At 51.1% G+C, this 18,937-nt stretch carries 16 protein-coding genes; 7 read left to right on the top strand and 9 right to left on the bottom strand.

Going from position 1 to position 18,937, the window contains the following annotated elements; genetic code table 11:
- Window positions 1-113: 113 nt before the first annotated feature.
- Window positions 114-1,760, top strand: a complete 1,647-nt coding sequence (fumB, locus tag M4I31_RS12240; protein ID WP_085049351.1) for a class I fumarate hydratase — start codon at window positions 114-116, stop codon at window positions 1,758-1,760.
- Between the two features lie 140 nt (window positions 1,761-1,900).
- Window positions 1,901-3,304: a class II fumarate hydratase gene (gene fumC, locus M4I31_RS12235; protein WP_085049350.1), complete on the top strand. Its 1,404-nt coding sequence runs from the start codon at window positions 1,901-1,903 to the stop codon at window positions 3,302-3,304.
- Here fumC and tus read toward each other — a convergent pair.
- A complete protein-coding gene (gene tus / locus M4I31_RS12230; RefSeq protein ID WP_038640452.1) occupies window positions 3,301-4,230 on the bottom strand; it encodes a DNA replication terminus site-binding protein in 930 nt (309 codons plus the stop codon). The two genes, fumC and tus, sit on opposite strands and share 4 nt — an antisense overlap.
- Window positions 4,231-4,304: 74 nt before the next feature.
- Entirely contained in the window at window positions 4,305-5,606 is a 1,302-nt protein-coding gene (gene rstB, locus M4I31_RS12225; RefSeq protein WP_038640455.1) for a two-component system sensor histidine kinase RstB, read from the bottom strand.
- 65 nt (window positions 5,607-5,671) lie between these two features.
- Between rstB and M4I31_RS12220 the strand changes: the two genes are divergently transcribed.
- On the top strand, window positions 5,672-6,016 hold the full coding sequence (locus M4I31_RS12220) for a DUF1294 domain-containing protein (protein WP_085049349.1): 345 nt from the start codon (window positions 5,672-5,674) through the stop codon (window positions 6,014-6,016).
- A gap of 25 nt (window positions 6,017-6,041) precedes the next feature.
- On the opposite strand, the gene M4I31_RS12215 is transcribed toward M4I31_RS12220, so the two are convergent.
- The gene (locus M4I31_RS12215; protein ID WP_085049348.1) at window positions 6,042-6,833 is read right to left on the bottom strand and encodes an MBL fold metallo-hydrolase; all 792 of its coding nucleotides are present in this window, start codon (window positions 6,831-6,833) and stop codon (window positions 6,042-6,044) included.
- 343 nt (window positions 6,834-7,176) lie between these two features.
- Here M4I31_RS12215 and M4I31_RS12210 point away from each other — a divergent pair, with 343 nt between their 5' ends.
- Entirely contained in the window at window positions 7,177-8,205 is a 1,029-nt protein-coding gene (locus M4I31_RS12210) for a HoxN/HupN/NixA family nickel/cobalt transporter (RefSeq protein ID WP_085049347.1), read from the top strand.
- A gap of 54 nt (window positions 8,206-8,259) precedes the next feature.
- Here the strand turns inward: M4I31_RS12210 and M4I31_RS12205 are convergent, their stop codons facing one another.
- On the bottom strand, window positions 8,260-9,600 hold the full coding sequence (locus tag M4I31_RS12205) for an L-cystine transporter (protein WP_069324184.1): 1,341 nt from the start codon (window positions 9,598-9,600) through the stop codon (window positions 8,260-8,262).
- 243 nt (window positions 9,601-9,843) lie between these two features.
- Entirely contained in the window at window positions 9,844-10,578 is a 735-nt protein-coding gene (gene rstA, locus M4I31_RS12200) for a two-component system response regulator RstA (protein ID WP_170973237.1), read from the bottom strand.
- A gap of 126 nt (window positions 10,579-10,704) precedes the next feature.
- Between rstA and M4I31_RS12195 the strand changes: the two genes are divergently transcribed.
- A complete protein-coding gene (locus tag M4I31_RS12195) occupies window positions 10,705-11,040 on the top strand; it encodes a GlpM family protein (protein ID WP_032939759.1) in 336 nt (111 codons plus the stop codon).
- Here M4I31_RS12195 and folM read toward each other — a convergent pair.
- The 3 genes from folM to ydgH all read right to left on the bottom strand — a co-directional run bounded on the left by folM (window position 11,037) and on the right by ydgH (window position 14,369).
- Window positions 11,037-11,759 carry a dihydromonapterin reductase gene (gene folM / locus M4I31_RS12190; RefSeq protein ID WP_085049345.1) on the bottom strand — a complete coding sequence of 241 codons (723 nt, stop codon included), beginning with the start codon at window positions 11,757-11,759 and terminating at the stop codon, window positions 11,037-11,039. The two genes, M4I31_RS12195 and folM, sit on opposite strands and share 4 nt — an antisense overlap.
- 36 nt (window positions 11,760-11,795) lie before the next feature.
- The gene (locus tag M4I31_RS12185; RefSeq protein ID WP_069324180.1) at window positions 11,796-13,178 is read right to left on the bottom strand and encodes an amino acid permease; all 1,383 of its coding nucleotides are present in this window, start codon (window positions 13,176-13,178) and stop codon (window positions 11,796-11,798) included.
- 246 nt (window positions 13,179-13,424) lie between these two features.
- Window positions 13,425-14,369, bottom strand: coding sequence for a DUF1471 family protein YdgH (gene ydgH / locus M4I31_RS12180; RefSeq protein ID WP_069324179.1), 945 nt, complete (start codon window positions 14,367-14,369; stop codon window positions 13,425-13,427).
- Between the two features lie 525 nt (window positions 14,370-14,894).
- Here ydgH and pntA point away from each other — a divergent pair.
- Both pntA and pntB read left to right on the top strand, forming a co-directional pair.
- A complete protein-coding gene (gene pntA / locus M4I31_RS12175; protein ID WP_085049552.1) occupies window positions 14,895-16,424 on the top strand; it encodes a Re/Si-specific NAD(P)(+) transhydrogenase subunit alpha in 1,530 nt (509 codons plus the stop codon).
- Window positions 16,425-16,434: 10 nt separating this feature from the next.
- The gene (pntB, locus tag M4I31_RS12170) at window positions 16,435-17,823 is read left to right on the top strand and encodes a Re/Si-specific NAD(P)(+) transhydrogenase subunit beta (protein ID WP_038640472.1); all 1,389 of its coding nucleotides are present in this window, start codon (window positions 16,435-16,437) and stop codon (window positions 17,821-17,823) included.
- A 42-nt stretch (window positions 17,824-17,865) separates the two neighbouring features.
- Here pntB and M4I31_RS12165 read toward each other — a convergent pair whose 3' ends face one another.
- Window positions 17,866-18,717 (bottom strand): aldo/keto reductase, encoded by an 852-nt coding sequence (locus M4I31_RS12165; RefSeq protein ID WP_085049344.1) that lies wholly within the window; start codon window positions 18,715-18,717, stop codon window positions 17,866-17,868.
- Window positions 18,718-18,937: the final 220 nt, after the last annotated feature.

Here is an 18,937-nt window from a genome sequence, read left to right as displayed (position 1 = left end):
GTATTTCCGGTTGCAGAAAGCCTTGCCTTCTCCAACCCGACTTACGGCAGGGAAGCAGGGCAATGGAACATCTGCCCAGAGAATAACCAGACCTAGCAGTAAGTGAGAGCACAATGTCAAACAAACCCTTTCATTATCAGCATCCTTTCCCGCTTAAAAAGGATGATACCGAATACTATCTGCTGACCAGCGACTATGTCTCCGTTGCCGAATTCGAAGGGCAGGAGGTGATTAAAGTCGCGCCGCAAGCGCTAACCCTGCTGGCTCGTCAGGCTTTTCATGATGCGTCGTTTATGCTGCGTCCTGCGCATCAGCAGCAGGTTGCTGATATCCTGCGTGACCCTGAGGCCAGCGAAAACGACAAATATGTGGCCCTGCAATTCCTGCGTAACTCCGACATCGCGGCGAAAGGTATTTTGCCGACCTGTCAGGATACCGGCACAGCGATAATCGTGGGTAAAAAAGGTCAGCGTGTCTGGACCGGCGGCGGAGATGAAGCGGCACTGGCACGAGGGGTCTATAACACCTACATCGAAGACAACCTGCGCTATTCGCAAAACGCCGCGCTGGATATGTATACAGAAGTGAACACTGGCACTAACCTGCCGGCGCAGATCGATCTGTATACCGTTGACGGCGATGAATACAAATTCTTGTGTATTGCTAAAGGCGGTGGTTCGGCAAACAAAACCTATCTGTACCAGGAAACCAAAGCGCTGCTCACGCCGGGCAAATTAAAAAATTACCTGGTCGAGAAGATGCGTACGCTGGGAACAGCGGCTTGTCCGCCGTATCATATCGCGTTTGTTATTGGTGGAACGTCGGCGGAAGCGACGCTGAAAACCGTCAAGTTGGCTTCGGCGAAATACTACGACGAACTGCCGACCGAAGGTAACGAGCATGGTCAGGCATTCCGCGATGTGGAGCTGGAAAAAGAACTGTTGATAGAAGCGCAGAATTTGGGGCTGGGCGCGCAGTTTGGTGGGAAGTACTTCGCTCATGATATTCGCGTGATCCGTCTGCCGCGTCACGGCGCGTCGTGTCCGGTTGGTATGGGGGTTTCTTGCTCCGCCGATCGAAATATCAAAGCTAAGATCAACCGTGAAGGCATTTGGATCGAAAAACTGGAGCATAATCCTGGTAAATATATCCCAGAAGAGCTGCGCCAGGCGGGCGAAGGCGAAGCGGTGCGCGTTGACCTCAATCGGCCGATGAAAGAGATCCTGGCCCAGTTGTCGCAGTACCCGGTGTCCACGCGTCTGTCGCTCAACGGAACCATTATTGTTGGACGTGATATTGCGCATGCGAAACTGAAAGAACGTCTGGATAACGGTGAAAGTTTGCCGCAATATGTTAAAGATCACCCGATCTATTACGCCGGTCCGGCAAAAACGCCGGAAGGCTATGCCTCTGGTTCACTTGGCCCAACTACAGCCGGACGTATGGACTCATATGTCGACCAGCTTCAGGCCGCGGGCGGCAGTATGATCATGCTGGCGAAAGGCAACCGCAGCCAGCAGGTGACCGATGCCTGCCATAAGCACGGCGGCTTCTACTTAGGTAGCATTGGCGGCCCCGCAGCGGTGCTTGCCCAGGGCAGTATCAAGAGTCTGGAATGCGTGGAATATCCTGAACTGGGGATGGAAGCCATCTGGAAAATTGAAGTGGAAGATTTCCCGGCGTTTATCCTGGTGGATGACAAAGGTAATGATTTCTTCAAGCAAATTCAGACGTCGCAGTGCGCACGCTGCGTTAAGTAACGTCAGCCGCCCTTAGGGGCGGTTTTTTTTCCGCACGAACCACCAAACGACAGTTTAATCCTCGTTAATACTGATAAGACCAATGCAAGTGGGCAATGTCGAAACATAACCTAATCAATTCTTAATGTAAGGAGCAGGTAATGGTAACGGTACGCCGCGAGAATGATTCAATGGGCGCAATTGATGTTCCTGCCGATAAGCTTTGGGGGGCGCAAACCCAACGTTCGCTGGAGCATTTTCGTATCTCTACGGAGAAAATGCCGGTCTTGCTGATCCATGCGCTGGCGCTGACGAAACGGGCGGCTGCCAAGGTTAATTTAGATCTCGGGCTGCTGGCGGAAGATAAAGCCACCGCGATTATGCAGGCCGCAGATGAAGTATTGGCGGACAAACATCGGGATGAGTTTCCGTTGGCCATTTGGCAGACGGGGTCCGGCACGCAAAGCAATATGAATATGAATGAGGTGCTGGCAAACCGTGCCAGCGAATTGCTGGGCGGCGTGCGGGGAATGGAGCGAAAAGTTCACCCCAACGATGATGTTAATAAAAGCCAAAGCTCGAATGATGTCTTTCCGACAGCGATGCATGTTGCCGCGCTGCTGGCGCTGCGCAAATCACTGATCCCGCAATTAACGGTGTTGACCAAAACGCTCAGTGATAAATCCCACGCGTTTGCCGATATCGTCAAAATTGGCCGGACGCATCTGCAAGATGCTACCCCGCTTACGCTTGGGCAGGAAATTTCCGGCTGGGTGGCGATGCTCGAACATAACCTCAGACACATTGAAAACAGTTTACCCCATGTGGCGGAACTGGCGTTGGGGGGAACGGCGGTGGGAACCGGACTGAACACCCATCCTGAATATGCGCGTCGGGTCGCGGATGAGTTGAAGGTCATTACCTGCGCGCCGTTTGTTACTGCACCGAATAAATTTGAAGCACTGGCGACCTGCGATGCGTTGGTTCACGCCCACGGAGCGCTCAAGGGGCTGGCGGTATCACTGATGAAAATCGCCAACGATGTGCGTTGGCTGGCATCCGGTCCGCGCTGTGGTATTGGTGAAATTTCAATTCCTGAAAACGAACCGGGTAGCTCCATTATGCCGGGTAAGGTCAATCCGACTCAGTGTGAGGCGCTGACCATGCTTTGTTGCCAGGTGATGGGCAATGATGTTGCCATTAATATGGGCGGGGCGTCAGGTAACTTTGAGCTTAACGTTTATCGACCGATGGTCATCCACAACTTTCTGCAATCAGTGCGTTTGCTGGCGGACGGGATGGAAAGCTTTAACGAGCACTGCGCGACGGGTATTGAACCCAATCGTGAGCGAATCGACCAGTTACTCAACGAGTCGCTGATGCTGGTTACCGCACTCAATACCCATATCGGTTACGACAAAGCCGCTGAGATAGCCAAAAAAGCGCACAAGGAAGGGCTGACGTTAAAAGCATCTGCCCTGGCGCTGGGATATTTAACCGAAGCGGAGTTCGACAGTTGGGTACGACCGGAACTGATGGTTGGCAGCATGCGACCGGGCAGTTAATCAGCAACGTACAGGTGCAGTCGGGGAATAATCAATCTCAACGGCTGCGCCTGAGGTTTAAAACGATGCTGAACGTTGTCGGCATCGTAATTCAGTAACTCGCCGATATCGGGTACGGTCATACCGTTGTTGTTGTTGATTAGCGCAATCAGCGGCGTTGGGCAGGCGTATTGCACCTGTTTTTGCTCTCCTTTGTACCAGACGCGGGCGATGGGCTGCACTTTCACCGGTCTTTTAATCTTCAGTTTTGCCTGCTGTGGCAGGGCTGCGATGTCCTGATATTCCCGCTCCAGCTTCGCCTGCCACTCTTCACGCGTCCATGGGTGTACGCTGCGCGGCGACGTCAGACTCTTTTCCAGTTGCTGCAGGACTTCATCGCGCTTCAGGTTTTTAATGATGTGTTTGTTAGCCCAGCCAAAGCGCAGGGTGGCGGGTTCTTTCACCAGCGTGAGGGTACGATAGGCATTCAACGTAATCAGTCCTGGCAGGTGGCGATGCACCCATTCGAAACGTGCCGCCGGCGCCAGTCCCGATTCCACAGTGACAATGCGCTCAAACGTCGTTTTCAACTGGTTAATACGCTGAATTTGTTCTTCCAGAGCGCGCTGCGCCGCGTTATCCACCTGATAGCACAACACGCCAGGAAGACGGACGGCCGCTTTGCTGCTGCGGTTCTCGGATTGCTGCTGAATAAACAGATGGCGATAGTGACGCAGTGCCAGCGATTCAGCCTCTTTGCCTAAATGTTGTTTTACATCGATGCTCTGCAAAGGGGCATGTTCTGCCTCCTTGACGACTTCTGGTAGCGAGAACACGCGCGCAATCAGCAGTGTCTGCTGCAACAAATTTTCGCTCAGAAGCGCCAGTTCCTGTTCCATCTGGCGGAAGGTGCTGTTCAGACGGTCAACGAGATCGTAACGGGCCATGTGTTTTACCCTTTTAGTTACAACATACTTTTTTATAACACAACATTTGCCGCCTGACCACCGAGCGGCATGGGTCAAGCAGAGGGAAATTCAGGAATGTTATGCCAGACGGGCCAACTGAAAGAAAAACGAGCCCCGCCCAGTTCACTTTCATCGCAGACGACCGTACCGCCCATAGCCAATGCGATCGAATGGACGATGGCTAACCCAAGTCCGCAACCACCGGTCGCCCGGTCACGACTGGGATCGAGGCGTACAAATGGCTCAAAAACTTGTTCACGCGCCGCAGGTGCGATACCCGGACCGTCGTCTTCCACGATCAGTGTCGCCTGGTTGCCGTCCAGCTGCAGACTGGCTTGTACCGTCGACTGGCAATAGCGCAGGGCGTTATTCAGCAGATTATCCAGCACACGCTCCATCAGGCGCATATCCAATGCACCGTAGTCGCCACTCTGAAGATGGCGTAGCCGCACCTCATGGTCAGGATTGACGCTTTGCACATCCTCAAGATGGGTTGTCAGCCAAAGGGGCAGGTCGGGTACGCTAAGCTTCAATTCATTTTGTGGGCGATCCAACCGGGCGTAGGTCAGTAACTCTTCGATCAACGCTTCCAACTGGCCGATATCACGATTCAGTGCCTGAGATTCTTGCTCGGTGAGGTTCTCACTCATCTCCAGTCGGTAACGTAAGCGTACCAGTGGAGTCCGAAGCTCATGGGCAATACCATCAATAAGCTGTTTTTTACTGGCGATCAGCGCATTGATATTGTCCGCCATCTGGTTAAACGCCACACCAAGACGCTCAAAACTGGAACCGTTATCAAAATGGAGGCGTTCGCCCAGATGCCCCTCACCAAAACGTTGTGCTGCGGCTTCCAGTCGGAGCATTTCCTGCCAGTGGGGGCGCATCCAGATAAACACCGGGAAGGCCAGCGAAATAGCAATGAACGCCATCAGCGCGATGTCCAGCAAGCGCATTTGATGCAGAAAATAGAGATAGGGTACCGGGCCGACGGCCAGCACGTAATGGCTGCGCGGGATTCGTTGAATAAAAGTGTACTGATCGTCAAGCGCGACAATATCGCCTTCGCGCAGGCGCTGCATGGTTGGGGCATCCAGCGTGTATTTATTCAGCGGTTCAACGCGCAGATCAAAAGAGAGGTTCAAATCCATCTCCTTTAGCGTCTTACCCCAGTCACGTGGTGGGATCTCGCGCAGTTCACTGCGCATCAGGTACAACGAGCTTTTCATTAAATCGTCGAGCGACTGTCTGCCCGCGCGTTCTGCGGTGAATTTGTATACAAGGCCGACCAGCAAGGTCATCACCAGAAAGCAGACAAACAGCAGGAGATAAAACTGTACAAACAGCTTCTTCATATAAAATCACCGAATACGCAATATAATGCGTACTGATACTCTCAAAATTGTTGTGATATAAAAATATGAATTTCAATCGTTGTTGTTATTTGCTACTCATTTTCGCAGCAATAGGCTGTATTTTCACCGCACAACCTGTGGTTATGTGGCTAATAGTTGCCAATATACTGACGATGGCGCTATATGGCCTCGACAAAATGGCCGCTCGTAAGGCCTGGCGCAGGGTGCCTGAGTCTACTTTGCTGATGTTTGGTGTTGTTGGCGGGTGGGGGGGCGCGATAGCGGGTCAACAAATTTTCCGCCATAAAACACAAAAGCAGCCATTCAAAACCTATTTTGTTATTAGCGTGATAGTCAGTCTCTCGCTGATGGGGGCGGTTTATCAGTTCTATCCATTTTCATCTTCCTGAGTGAGGGAGAGAGTAAACGGCCCGATTATCTAAGGCAGGAGATATACTTTTCGCCTGAACGGCGTACGATATCATCGGCATTGTCCTTAATATCTTTTCCCTCAAATGCGCCGTAGAGTTGTTTAAATTTTACCGTACTCAGGCGGTGAGTGATGTCGCTGACCGTTGCGGCTGGCAGCGGCAGCATATTGGGGTAACTCCACATAAAGGAGACGGCATGCGTCCCTGGTGTGACCTGAACGATGTCGCCGGAAAGCACCAGGCCTTCATTTCGTGCCCAGTGCAAAACACAGCCGCCGGAAAAGTGTCCCCCCAGTCGTATCACACTGACGTCCTGGGCGAGTTCAAGGGTGTCGCCTTGCCAAAATCTAATCCACGGGCTGTTGCGCATCACCCACTCGCTATCACTGGCATGGAGGTAAATCGGGGCGTTAAATTCTGCAGCCCAGTCCTGCATCGTTGTGTAGTAGTGAGGGTGTGATATCGCAATAGCCTTAAGCCCGCCCAGAGACGCTATTAGCATTTTCGTGGCATCATCGAGCGTAGCAATACAGTCCCACAGAATATTGCCCTCGGGAGTACGTAGAATAAATGCCCGCTGATTAATCGCAAAATCAGGAACGGTGCGGATGCTGAGAAGATCGCCGTTGTGTTGTTGCCACTTATTTGTATGTGAAGCACAAAGGGCGGAAAAATCGATCCATTTCTGCCCTGTCGCGGGGACATACTGGCGTTCATCATTACAGATAGCGCAATGTTGTGGATGAGAATCCGTTTTCTCATAGGATGTCCCGCAGGCTTTGCATAAAACAATCATCGCGTTTCCTCATTTAACAACCACAATCAGCATGGCACACGGAGTCATAAGAATGTGCCCATTAGTGCTCTGGCCCATAATCTTCTGCGGAATGCTTCAATGCCTGATTCTTGATTTCGGAGTTAAAGCCGGTTTTTGTAAGAGGGGGACAACGCGACTATATACCCCTGTGCGTAGCGGAGTGAGCGATGGCGGAACTCGCATCAGTGGTAATCAACTTTGATCTATGACACTGGGTTGGTAATTCTTAAGAGTTATCATTAGCCTGGTAAACGTTTTATTAATCAATCAATGAACGGCGGTGTAGTGTGTTGTTTAGCGCAAATTTGACAGGCTGGAAACAATGAACGCATTGTTTTCAATATTAAAAAAACGCCCAAACATTATTTCGTTGATGGTTTTACTCATCGGGGCAAACATTGTGGCGTGGCTGTGGGCTTTCACCGCGTTTAGCAACAACACGTCGTTACTGGCTCTGGGTCTAATCGCGTGGTGCTATGGTTTGCGCCATGCCGTGGATGCCGACCATATTGCTGCTATAGATAGCGCGACGCGCAAACTGATGCAGCAGAAAAAACGCGCCCTGACGACGGGAGCCTGGTTTTCCCTTGGTCACTCCACCATTGTTGTGCTGGCAAGCATTGGCATTGCGCTGACCACCAGCGTTTTTAAGCAGCATATGACATGGTTTCAGAATGTCGGCGGTCTTATCGGTACCACGGTCTCTGCCGCATTTCTGCTGATTCTGGCCACTATCAATCTCATTATCTTCTGCCATGTCTGGAAGGCTTTTCGCCATCTTAAACGCACCGGTACTTACGCTGGCAACACGGAAAATATTACGGTTTCAGGTCCTTTGAACTGGATTTTTCGCTCAGCTTTCCGCCTGGTAGGTAAAGACTGGCATATGTATTTTGTCGGTTTTCTGTTTGGTCTGGGTTTTGATACCGCCACTGAAATTTCTCTGCTGGGTATTTCCGCTTCAAGCGCGTCCAGTGGCATGTCGGTCTGGTCAATATTAGTTTTCCCGGCGCTGTTTACCTGCGGGATGGCGCTGATTGATTGCCTTGACAGCATCCTGATGGTTGAGGCCTATGGATGGGCGTTTAATAAGCCGCAGCGCAAGCTTTATTACAATATGACCATCACCGGAACCTCGGTGATTGTTGCGCTATTTATCGGTGGACTGGAGGCGTTGGGACTTCTCTCTGACGCATTTTCACTCCAGGGAGGATTATGGGATACCGTCAGCAATTTGAGTGAGCATATGGGCAATGTCGGCTTTGTGATTATTGGCGTTTTTATCTGCTGCTGGATTATTTCTGCCGTGAATTACCGTTGGAAAAAATACGACGGACTGACATTCAGTTGACACAAAAGAAAGCCTTCCGTTTACAGGAAGGCTTAGTTCTTACTGGAAGGCTGATTAATTCGCGTTCACGCGTTGCGGTTCTTCTGCTCTTTTTTTCAGGAGCCTGTTAGCCAGTACGCCTGACATCATCGAACCATTCACGTTGAGTGCCGTTCTGGCCATATCAACGACAGGCTCGATAGCAATGAAAATCCCCACCAGCGCGACAGGGAAGTTCAGCGTTGAAAGGACGATCAGCGCAGCAAATGTTCCGCCGCCACCAACGCCCGCCACTCCGATAGAACCCAGCGCAATCGCAGGTAGCATGGCGAGCAAAAAATGCACCGATAGCGGATCAATGCCAATAGTTGGCGCAATCATCGCCACCATAATAGCCGGATAGATCCCGGCGCAGCCGTTTTGACCCATGCTGGAGCCGAATGAGGCCGCAATATTGGCAATGGTGTTTTGCACGCCAAACTTTTCCTGCGCGGTAATAGCCAGTGGAATAGATGCCGCACTGCTGCGTGACACAAAGGCAAAGGTTAATACTGGCCAGACGGTTTTAAAATAGTGAACCGGATTATTGCCACTCAGCACCAGTATTAGCGCGTGGACGATAAACATCATCAGAATGGCAAGGTAACAGGCTGCAATAAAGCCTAACAGACTGGCAAATTGTTCAAGTCGATACGCGGAAAATACGCCTGCCATTAATGCCATCACGCCATAAGGGGTGAGGGCAATAACGATACGTACCATCTTCATCACCCAAATCTGGATGGCGTTAATGCCGGCACTTAATTTTTCACCTTCTTGCGGGGCGTCTTGTTTGACCTTTAATAATGCCACGCCGGCAAGTAGCGTGAAGATAACAATGCCTATGACGGAAACACTTCTGGCACCGGTTAGATCGAGGAAAATGTTCGTGGGGATCAGGGAGGTCATCAGTTTTGGTAGTGAAATGGCGGCAGTTTTACTCACATCATCCGCCGTCAGCGTGGACTGCATATGAACAAATGCGCTGGCGTCCAGACCTAATACATGCGCAGTCAGTAGCCCAATAAATCCGGCAATCATTACCAGGCAGAGCATGCATCCGACGATGGTTAATGACATTTTCCCAATGCCTGCACTATTTTCGAGCTTATTAATGGCTGAGAGAATAGAGATGAAAATCAGCGGAACCGCAACCAGCTTTAGTAAATTCACATAGCCATTGCCGATAACGTTATACCAACCGATCACTGTTTTACTGTCGTCGGCAGCAATGAGATGCAGGGATAAGCCGATAACGGCACCAAGAAAAATAGCGATGAAGACACTTTTTGAAAGAGAGTGACTTTTTTGGTTGATTCTGAAAATTGCCCATGAACAAACCAAAAAGAACGCGATATACGCGAGCGTAACGAACATATTGTAGCCTCTTGCCTCATTCAGCACCTGAAATGCCGGAAAGAGTTTTGTTATTGCGAAATAAACCTGAACCATAAGGTTCAGGACCGCAACGGATTATAGAGAGGGGGGAAGTTAGCAGCCACACAAAAAATGTGGAAACTAGCCGGGTAGCGGTTGTATGCCTGTTCTGTAAACAATTTTTCGTGACGGTGTAACGTATTGTGATAAATCCAGCCGATCTGCGAGACCGGCCTGATGGCACTATTTCTGTGGCTCGTCGTCCCAGGCGTGCGGTGCAAACAGGTAACCTTTGTTGCGTACCGTTTTGATTCGATAGGGCTCAGTGGCGTTATCAAGCAGTTTTTTACGTAATCGGGAAATCGCCACATCAACGCTGCGATCCATACCGTCATAGCTTACACCGCGCAGGTTCTTCAGCAGCGCATCGCGGTCCATAATCTGCCCGGCATGAGTCGCCAGCTCCCACAATAATTCAAAATCGGCGGTGGAAAGAGAGACTTGCTCGCCGCCGAGTAGCACGGAGCGGTTGGTTGGGTCGATAGCGAGTGTACCAAAGCGTAGCGTTGTGTGCGGCGTGATGGTCGCTGCCTGAATACCTTTAGACTGGGCTGAATGTTCGCTCTGACGCAAATGCAGGCGTAGCCGCGCAAGCAGTACGGCCGGAGGGGTTGTTTTAAGGATGTAGTCGCAGGCCCCCATTTCCAGCGCCAGGATATGGTTCATGTCGCTGTCCAGAGAGGTCAGCAGAACAATCGGACCCTGCCAGCGTCCACGTAAATCGCGGCAGATTGTCATCCCGTCTTTGCCCGGCAGCATGATATCTAATAACACCAGATCGGGTTGAACTTGCAGGATTCTCTCCTCGGCCAAATCACCACGAGGTTCAAGAATAACCTCAATGTCATGCCGGGCCAGATAGGCGGCAATCAGCGAGCCAACTTCAGGATCATCTTCAACAAATACAATGGTGTTCATATCATTCATTTTGAATATAAAACGCCAACATACACCGCCCTCGTTTTTCCTTCCATTAATCTTTTCTAAACAAGATTGCTTCCGTTATGCTAGGGACTGATGTTATTGATGTGTTAAGGCAGGGTAATGGGACTCGTTATCAAAGCGGCGCTGGGTGCGCTGGTGGTGGTGTTGATTGGTTTGCTCGCTAAAACAAAGAATTACTATATTGCTGGATTAATCCCGCTGTTCCCGACATTCGCGTTGATTGCCCATTATATCGTGGCCAGTGAGCGTGGAATCGAGGCGTTGCGTACCACCATTGTATTCAGCATGTGGTCGATTATTCCCTATTTTGTCTACCTCGTTTCGCTGTGGTATTTCACCGGCTTTATGCGCTTACCCGTCGCGCTCGGCGGGTCAGTAGTGTGCTGGAGCCTGAGCGCGTGGTTGCTGATTTTTTGTTGGATTAAACTGCATTAACGCAGATGACGCCCGCCATCAAGGGCAAAACTACGTCCTGTGACAAAGCAACTGGTCAATAGATAGTCAATTAAATCAATGACTTCTTTTTCACCGGGCGCCGTTTTCATCAGTGATTTATTCAGAGCCTGATGGCGATATTCAGCATCGTCACTCTCGTTGAACAGGATCAGCGAGGGGGCAATCGCATTCACTTTGACTTCCGGCGCCAGTTTGCGGGCGAACGAGCGAGTCATATTGTCCAGCGCCGCTTTACTGGCAGCATAAGCGATGTGCTTGTCGCTGCCACGCCCCACAACATAATCCGTAAAATGGATAATATCGCTGGCTGCATGTCCGTGACCGCGTAACAACCCTTCCAGGGCGTGGTTGAGTAGGTAGGGCGTATTGACATGAATCTGCATCATGGCCGACAGCACTTCGGTTAGCGGCGTGCCCGGCTTTTCTGCAACCCAGGCACTGGCATTATGCACAATGGCGCGCAAACCGTTCGTCTGCCTTTTAACCTCATCGGCAAAGGCTAACACGCCTTTATCGGTAGAAAAGTCAGCCTGGATACACAACGCACCAGCTTCGCACAAGCCATCAATGGCCGGGTAATGCGTCCGATAGCTGACAATAACTGGCTGTCTTTGATTGAGAAAATGCCATGCGACGGCGAGGCCGATGCGACGACCTCCTCCAGTGATAAGTATCGGCAAAGGGGGCTTTTTACCCATCGTAATCTCCAGGTTTCGCGAACGATGGGGATAGCGTTACCCCACCAACATCCAGGTCGCCGGAACTGCTGCAATAAGCAGCAGGCCGATCAGCGCCATCTCCTGACGTTTTAATACATTTTCATGCGCGTGTGTTTTACGGGCATAAAGGAAAACCAGTAGTCCCGGCGCATATAGCACCACAGACAGCAGCAGGTGCATCGGACCTGACGCATACAATAACCATATGCCATAAATGCTCGCACCGACACCGACGGCTTTATGCAACGGACGGGTAGCGATTTTCAGCAAAAATGCGCCGACCAGCAAATAGGGCACCAGAATCATCTCTGAGGCAATAGTCAGTAGCGTATTGTAGTCGGAACCTGTGAGCCAGATCAGCACCAGACAGATTTGGACGCAGATGTTGGTCAGCCACAGCGACGCGGATGGCGCACCCTGCGCATTCTGACGCGCGAAAATCCGTGGAAACGCTTTGTGGGTAGCGGCGAGGAATGGCACTTCCGCTGCCATAATCGTCCAGCTCAAATAGGCACCGCAAACGGAGACAATCAGACCCGCGGCAATAATAATTTCGCCCCATGGCCCCATCATTTTTACCATCAGACCGGCCATTGATGGGTTGCGGATTTCTGCCAGTTCTGGACGCGCGACAACACCCAGCGACAGCAGGGTGACCAACAGATAAACGCCCAGCGCGGCAAGCACCGCCAGCAGCGTGGCGCGTCCGACATCGCGTTTGTTTCGTGCGCGGGCGGAAACCACCACTGCGCCTTCCACACCGATGAATACCCAAAGGGTAATGAGCATAGTGTTTTTGACCTGCTCCCAGACGGGGACGCCCAACGCGACGCCGGTAAAATCCAGACTGAAGGTATCGAGCTTAAACAGCATGAACGCCAACACGATAAACAGGCCAAGCGGCAGCAATTTGGCCAGGGTCGCGACCAGGTTTATGCTGGCTGCGGTTTGCACCCCACGCAGTATCAGAAAATGGACGATCCACAGCAGCATTGATGCGCCAACAATAGCCTGCCAGGTATTACCATCGCCAAAAAGGCGTAATTCCGGCGTATCGGTAAAGAAGCTGAGCGCAGAGAAGACGATAACCAGATACGAAACGTTAGCGATAACGGCGCATAGCCAGTATCCCCATGCAGAGCAGAAGCCAATCAGTTCCCCGAAACCTTCGCGCGCGTAGGTAAAAATGCCACCGTCCAGTTCAGGTCGGATACGCGTCAGGATCAGCATGGCAAAGGCGAGTAGCAAAATACCCGCACCGGTAATCGCCCAACCAATCAGTAATGCAGCCGGGCTGGCAACCGCCGCCATATTTTGTGGCAGGCTGAAAACACCAGCGCCGAGCATTGAGCTTAGAACCAGCGCGGTCAGTGCGCTCAGACCCAATTTCTTTTCCATTTGTATCCAGTTACTAAAACGAGAGTGAGAGAATAATTATTTTGGCAAACCGCATAAAAATGGTGAAAGCCACTAAGGCGCGGGATTTTACGGAGAGAAGAGAACGCATGCAATGGGGATAGAGAGATTTGTGACTAATAGTGTGAAAAGTTGTCTTAATATTCGTGTTTTTTGTTCGGGCTGAGGGCTTAACAAGGGAAAATTATCAGGCCTACAACCGCTGCAGGCCTGATAAAGCATAGGATATTACTTATACAGATCAGCGCTGATGGTCATGTTGTTACCACGTTCTGACCACTGGCGAGTAATGTGATAATACTTCGCGCCTTTCTTCGCTGCGCGCTTGGCAACCTGATAAGAGACTTCGGTCATATTGCCGTAGTTACCGGTGAACTTGATGCTGTCGAACGGAACCATCATGGCAGCAGTCGCTTTGTTCAGCTCTTCAACTTTCGTACCATCAGGCAGCGTGACGGTGTAACGTCCACCTTTGGTGGATTGCGTTTCGAAGAAGCGGCCAACTTCAGCACTCGGAGATGCGGTAGTCGCAACGCCCGGGATCTCAACTTTCTTCGCGGCTTCACCACCTGCAGCTAATGCGGCGCGACCGGCATCAGAATCAGCCGGGATTGCATCAGGGCTTTGTACTACGCGTTTTTTCGCATCCGCTTTATAGATGAATGCGGTAATACGCTGGTTACCACCCTGGTTGGCATCGACCTGGCGAACGATATAGAAGGAGTAAGCCCCTTTTTCTTTCGCCGCTTTGGTGATGGCATCATTCACTTCAGGCTGGCTGCGGTAGAAGCCCTGTACCGTAACGGTATCGTAAGGTTCTATCAGAACGGCCTGATCTTTAGGTAACTCCATCACACCGTTAATAATACGGTTTTTGGATGCTTCCGCTTTTTCAGCGTCGGCTTTATAGATGTCGGCTACAACGCGCCAGTTACCGCCACTGCCAAAATCTGAGGTATCAACAACATAAAAAGAGGCTGCACCGTCTTTATCTGCACGACGTGATACGGCATCCACCGCGTCACCGATCGCATTAAAACGACCGGTAACCACAATGCGGTCATAGGGTTTCAGGGCAGCAGCTTGCTCCGGCGTCAATTCTGTCGCTGCATTTACAGAAAAAGCAGTCGCAGAAATAAGTGCGGACGCCAGGAGAGTGTTCTTAAGCTTCATAAAAATAATCCTTCGCCTTGCGCAAACCAGGTACTGGTATTGTTATTGACTAGAAACGTCGCTGATTATTGCATTTAAATTGTGTCAGTGTCTGCGTCATTTTTCACTCATCGTGCCACAGGGTGTAACAGTGTCGATAACATTTTGTGATATGTCCAAAAATTCAGCGTTTGGAGGCTAAAACTGATAAAACAGTTGAATTTCATAAGTTAATTTAATGTTAATCAATTGTTCTCTGGTGGCGCTTAATCATGTTTTGCCGCTTCGCTTGAGCGAATTATCAGCCATTGCGGGCTATTTAAAGGGCATTATCCCTGTCTGCTGGCGAATTCATCCCTGTTTTGCGAATTTCATAATAAATACTGTTTTTTGGCGCTAGATCACAGGCTCCATTTTCAGTAGGTTATACAGAGTTTGTTACTGTTTTATTTTATTGAGGTAACACTGACCTCTTTCGAGAGTGCGCGCATGCCTCTTGTAAACATTGATAAACCATCATCAAAAATACAGATGGAAGGGAACATTATGCGAATTGGCATACCAAAAGAACGGTTAACCAATGAAACCCGTGTCGCAGCTACGCCGAAAACGGTTGAGCAGCTGCTAAAGCTGGGTTTTAGCGTCGCGGTTGAAAGCGGCGCAGGTCAACTGGCGAGTTTTGACGATAAGGCGTTTGTGCAGGCAGGCGCAGAAATTGTTGACGGCAATGCTGTCTGGCAGTCAGAGATTATTCTGAAGGTCAATGCACCGGAAGAGGCGGAAATTCCCTTGCTTAATCCGGGCACGACGCTGGTGAGTTTTCTTTGGCCTGCGCAAAACCCGGAACTGCTGCAAAAGCTTGCAGAGCGCAATGTGACAGTGATGGCGATGGACTCCGTCCCGCGTATTTCGCGTGCGCAGTCGCTTGATGCCTTAAGCTCGATGGCGAATATCGCCGGCTATCGCGCCATTGTTGAAGCCGCCCATGAATTTGGCCGCTTCTTTACCGGACAGATCACCGCCGCGGGTAAGGTTCCGCCTGCCAAGGTCATGGTGATTGGTGCGGGTGTGGCAGGGCTTGCGGCGATCGGGGCGGCAAACAGCCTGGGCGCTATCGTCCGTGCTTTTGACACCCGTCCGGAAGTGAAAGAACAAGTTCAGAGTATGGGCGCTGAATTCCTCGAACTGGACTTTAAAGAAGAGGCGGGCAGCGGCGACGGTTACGCTAAGGTGATGTCCGAAGCCTTCATCAAAGCCGAGATGGCGCTTTTCGCCGCTCAGGCAAAAGATGTCGACATTATCGTTACAACGGCATTGATCCCGGGTAAGCCTGCGCCGAAACTGATCACCCGTGAAATGGTTGATTCGATGAAAGCGGGGAGTGTAATTGTCGATCTCGCCGCGCAAAACGGCGGTAACTGTGAATATACCGTGCCTAACCAGGTGACCACCACCGAGAACGGTGTGAAGGTTATCGGTTATACCGATTTGCCTGGTCGTCTGCCGACGCAGTCTTCCCAACTGTACGGTACCAACCTCGTCAACCTGCTCAAACTGTTGTGCAAAGAGAAAGACGGCAACATTACCGTTGATTTTGACGACGTGGTGGTGCGTGGCGTGACGGTGGTTCGTGAGGGTGAAATCACCTGGCCTGCGCCGCCGATCCAGGTTTCAGCTCAGCCGCAGGCTGCGCCAAAAGCGGCTCCCGCGCCGAAAGAAGAGAAAAAACCGGTTTCACCATGGCGTAAATATGCGCTGATGGCGCTGGTAGTCATTTTGTTTGGCTGGCTTGCCGACGTCGCCCCGAAAGAGTTCCTCGGTCACTTTACGGTGTTCGCGCTTTCCTGCGTGGTGGGTTACTACGTGGTCTGGAATGTGTCGCACGCGTTGCATACTCCGCTGATGTCTGTGACCAACGCCATCTCCGGGATTATCGTTGTCGGCGCGTTGTTACAAATTGGCCAGGGTGGCTGGGTGAGTTTCCTGAGCTTTATCGCGGTGCTTATTGCCAGCATTAATATTTTCGGTGGCTTCACCGTGACTCAGCGCATGCTGAAAATGTTCCGGAAAAACTAAGGGGTAACATATGTCTGGAGGATTAGTTACAGCTGCATACATTGTTGCCGCGATCCTGTTTATTTTCAGCCTGGCGGGACTTTCGAAACACGAAACCTCCCAGCAGGGTAACAACTACGGTATCGCCGGGATGGCGATTGCGCTGATTGCGACGATTTTTGGCCCGGATACCGGCAATGTTGCCTGGATCCTGGTAGCGATGATCATCGGCGGCGCGATTGGTATCCGCCTGGCGAAAAAAGTCGAGATGACCGAGATGCCGGAGCTGGTGGCGATTCTGCACAGCTTCGTTGGTCTGGCGGCGGTACTGGTGGGCTTTAACAGCTACCTGTATCACGACACGGGCCTGGAACCGATTCTGGTGAACATTCACCTGACAGAAGTGTTCCTCGGTATCTTTATCGGTGCGGTGACCTTTACCGGTTCCGTGGTGGCCTTTGGCAAACTGCGCGGCAAGATCTCCTCTAAACCGCTGATGCTGCCAAACCGTCACAAAATGAACCTCGCGGCGCTGGTCGTTTCCTTCCTGCTGTTGGTGGTGTTTGTTCGTACTGAAAGCGTTGGCCTGCAGGTTCTGGCGCTGCTGGTGATGACCATTATTGCGCTGGCTTTTGGCTGGCATCTGGTGGCGTCCATCGGTGGTGCAGACATGCCGGTAGTCGTTTCAATGCTCAACTCCTACTCCGGATGGGCGGCGGCGGCGGCGGGCTTTATGCTGAGCAACGATCTGCTGATCGTTACCGGTGCGCTGGTAGGTTCGAGCGGTGCGATCCTGTCTTACATTATGTGTAAAGCAATGAACCGTTCGTTCATCAGCGTTATTGCGGGCGGCTTTGGTTCTGATGGCTCATCTACGGGTTCTGATGAAGAAGTGGGTGAACACCGGGAGATTAATGCAGAAGACACAGCAGAAATGCTGAAGAACTCGCATTCCGTGATCATCACTCCGGGCTACGGTATGGCTGTGGCTCAGGCGCAATATCCGGTGGCGGAAATCACTGAGAAGTTGCGTGCCCGCGGCATCAAAGTGCGTTTCGGGATCCACCCGGTAGCAGGGCGTTTGCCGGGTCATATGAACGTGCTGCTGGCGGAAGCCAAAGTGCCATATGACATCGTGCTGGAAATGGATGAAATCAATGATGATTTCGCCGACACCGATACCGTACTGGTTATTGGCGCCAACGATACGGTAAACCCGGCGGCGCAGGATGACCCACGCAGCCCGATCGCCGGTATGCCAGTGCTGGAAGTGTGGAAAGCGCAGAACGTTATCGTGTTTAAACGTTCAATGAACACCGGCTATGCTGGCGTACAAAACCCGCTGTTCTTTAAAGAAAACACCCATATGCTGTTTGGCGATGCCAAGGCCAGCGTGGATGCGATTCTGAAAGCGCTGTAATCGTTAGCTAAAAGTAAGACGGCCTCTGCGGAGGCCGTTTTTTTAAACGTCCAGCTTCCGCTGGGTGATCCATTCCACTCTAGCCGGATCTCGATGCGAGAAAAACGCGCTGCTTCCGCTATCCATGGCGGCAATTTGCGTCATTTCTTCCGGGGTCAAGCTAAAATCCAACACCTGAATATTTTCGGTCATACGCGTTTTACGCACGGTTTTCGCCAGTGAAATAATTCCGCGCTGATAAATCCAGCGCAGCACGATCTGACCGATGCTTTTGCCATATTTTTCCCCAATAGCCGCTAAAACCGGGTTCTGAAACAGGTCATTACGTCCCTCCGCGAACGGTGCCCAGGCTTGTGGTTGAATGTTTCTGCTCTGCATCCAGACAACCGCATGTGGCTGTTGATGGAATGGGTTTACCTCAATCTGGTTTACGGCAGGAATCACGCGATTGAAGGCCATTAAATCAGCCAGTCGATCCGGATAAAAATTACTCACGCCAATCGCACGGATTTTTCCTTCCTCATATAACTCCTCCATAGCGCGCCAGGCACCATGTACATCTCCATAGGGCTGGTGGATTAAATAAAGATCAATATAATCAAGCTGAAGGCGTTGCAGGGACCGCGTAAATTGCGCCTTTGCGCCGGAATAGCTTGCATCTTGTAACCACAGCTTGGTGGTCACGAAAAGCTCATTACGTGGTACACTGCTTTGCCTGAGTGCGTTCCCTACTTGAGTTTCATTCAGATATGAGGCAGCGGTATCAATCAGGCGATAACCTGAATCAATGGCATCCCGTACGGCTTGCTCGCATTCGGCGGCATCGGTCATTTGATAAACGCCAAAACCAAGCAGGGGCATCTCAACACCGTTATTGAGTACTTTTGTATTCATGGGATTCTCCTGAGCATTCATCTTTGTATTGACCGCAGATTAGCAATTTTCTGTGGGTACTATTAGTCTGTGAATCCCGCATGGACCTATGAGTTAAATTCATTTCTGGATAGCAAATACTGGAGTGGAATCACAGTATCTGCCGCTAACGTTGCCATTATTCATGATTATGGTTCATAAACTTATGCCATTTTAGCCCTCTAATCACCGCAATACGTCG

Origin of the sequence: Citrobacter sp. XT1-2-2 (genome assembly GCF_023516235.1) — a bacterium.
GTDB lineage: Bacteria > Pseudomonadota > Gammaproteobacteria > Enterobacterales > Enterobacteriaceae > Citrobacter > Citrobacter werkmanii.
This window is presented reverse-complemented; position numbering and strand designations above follow the sequence as displayed.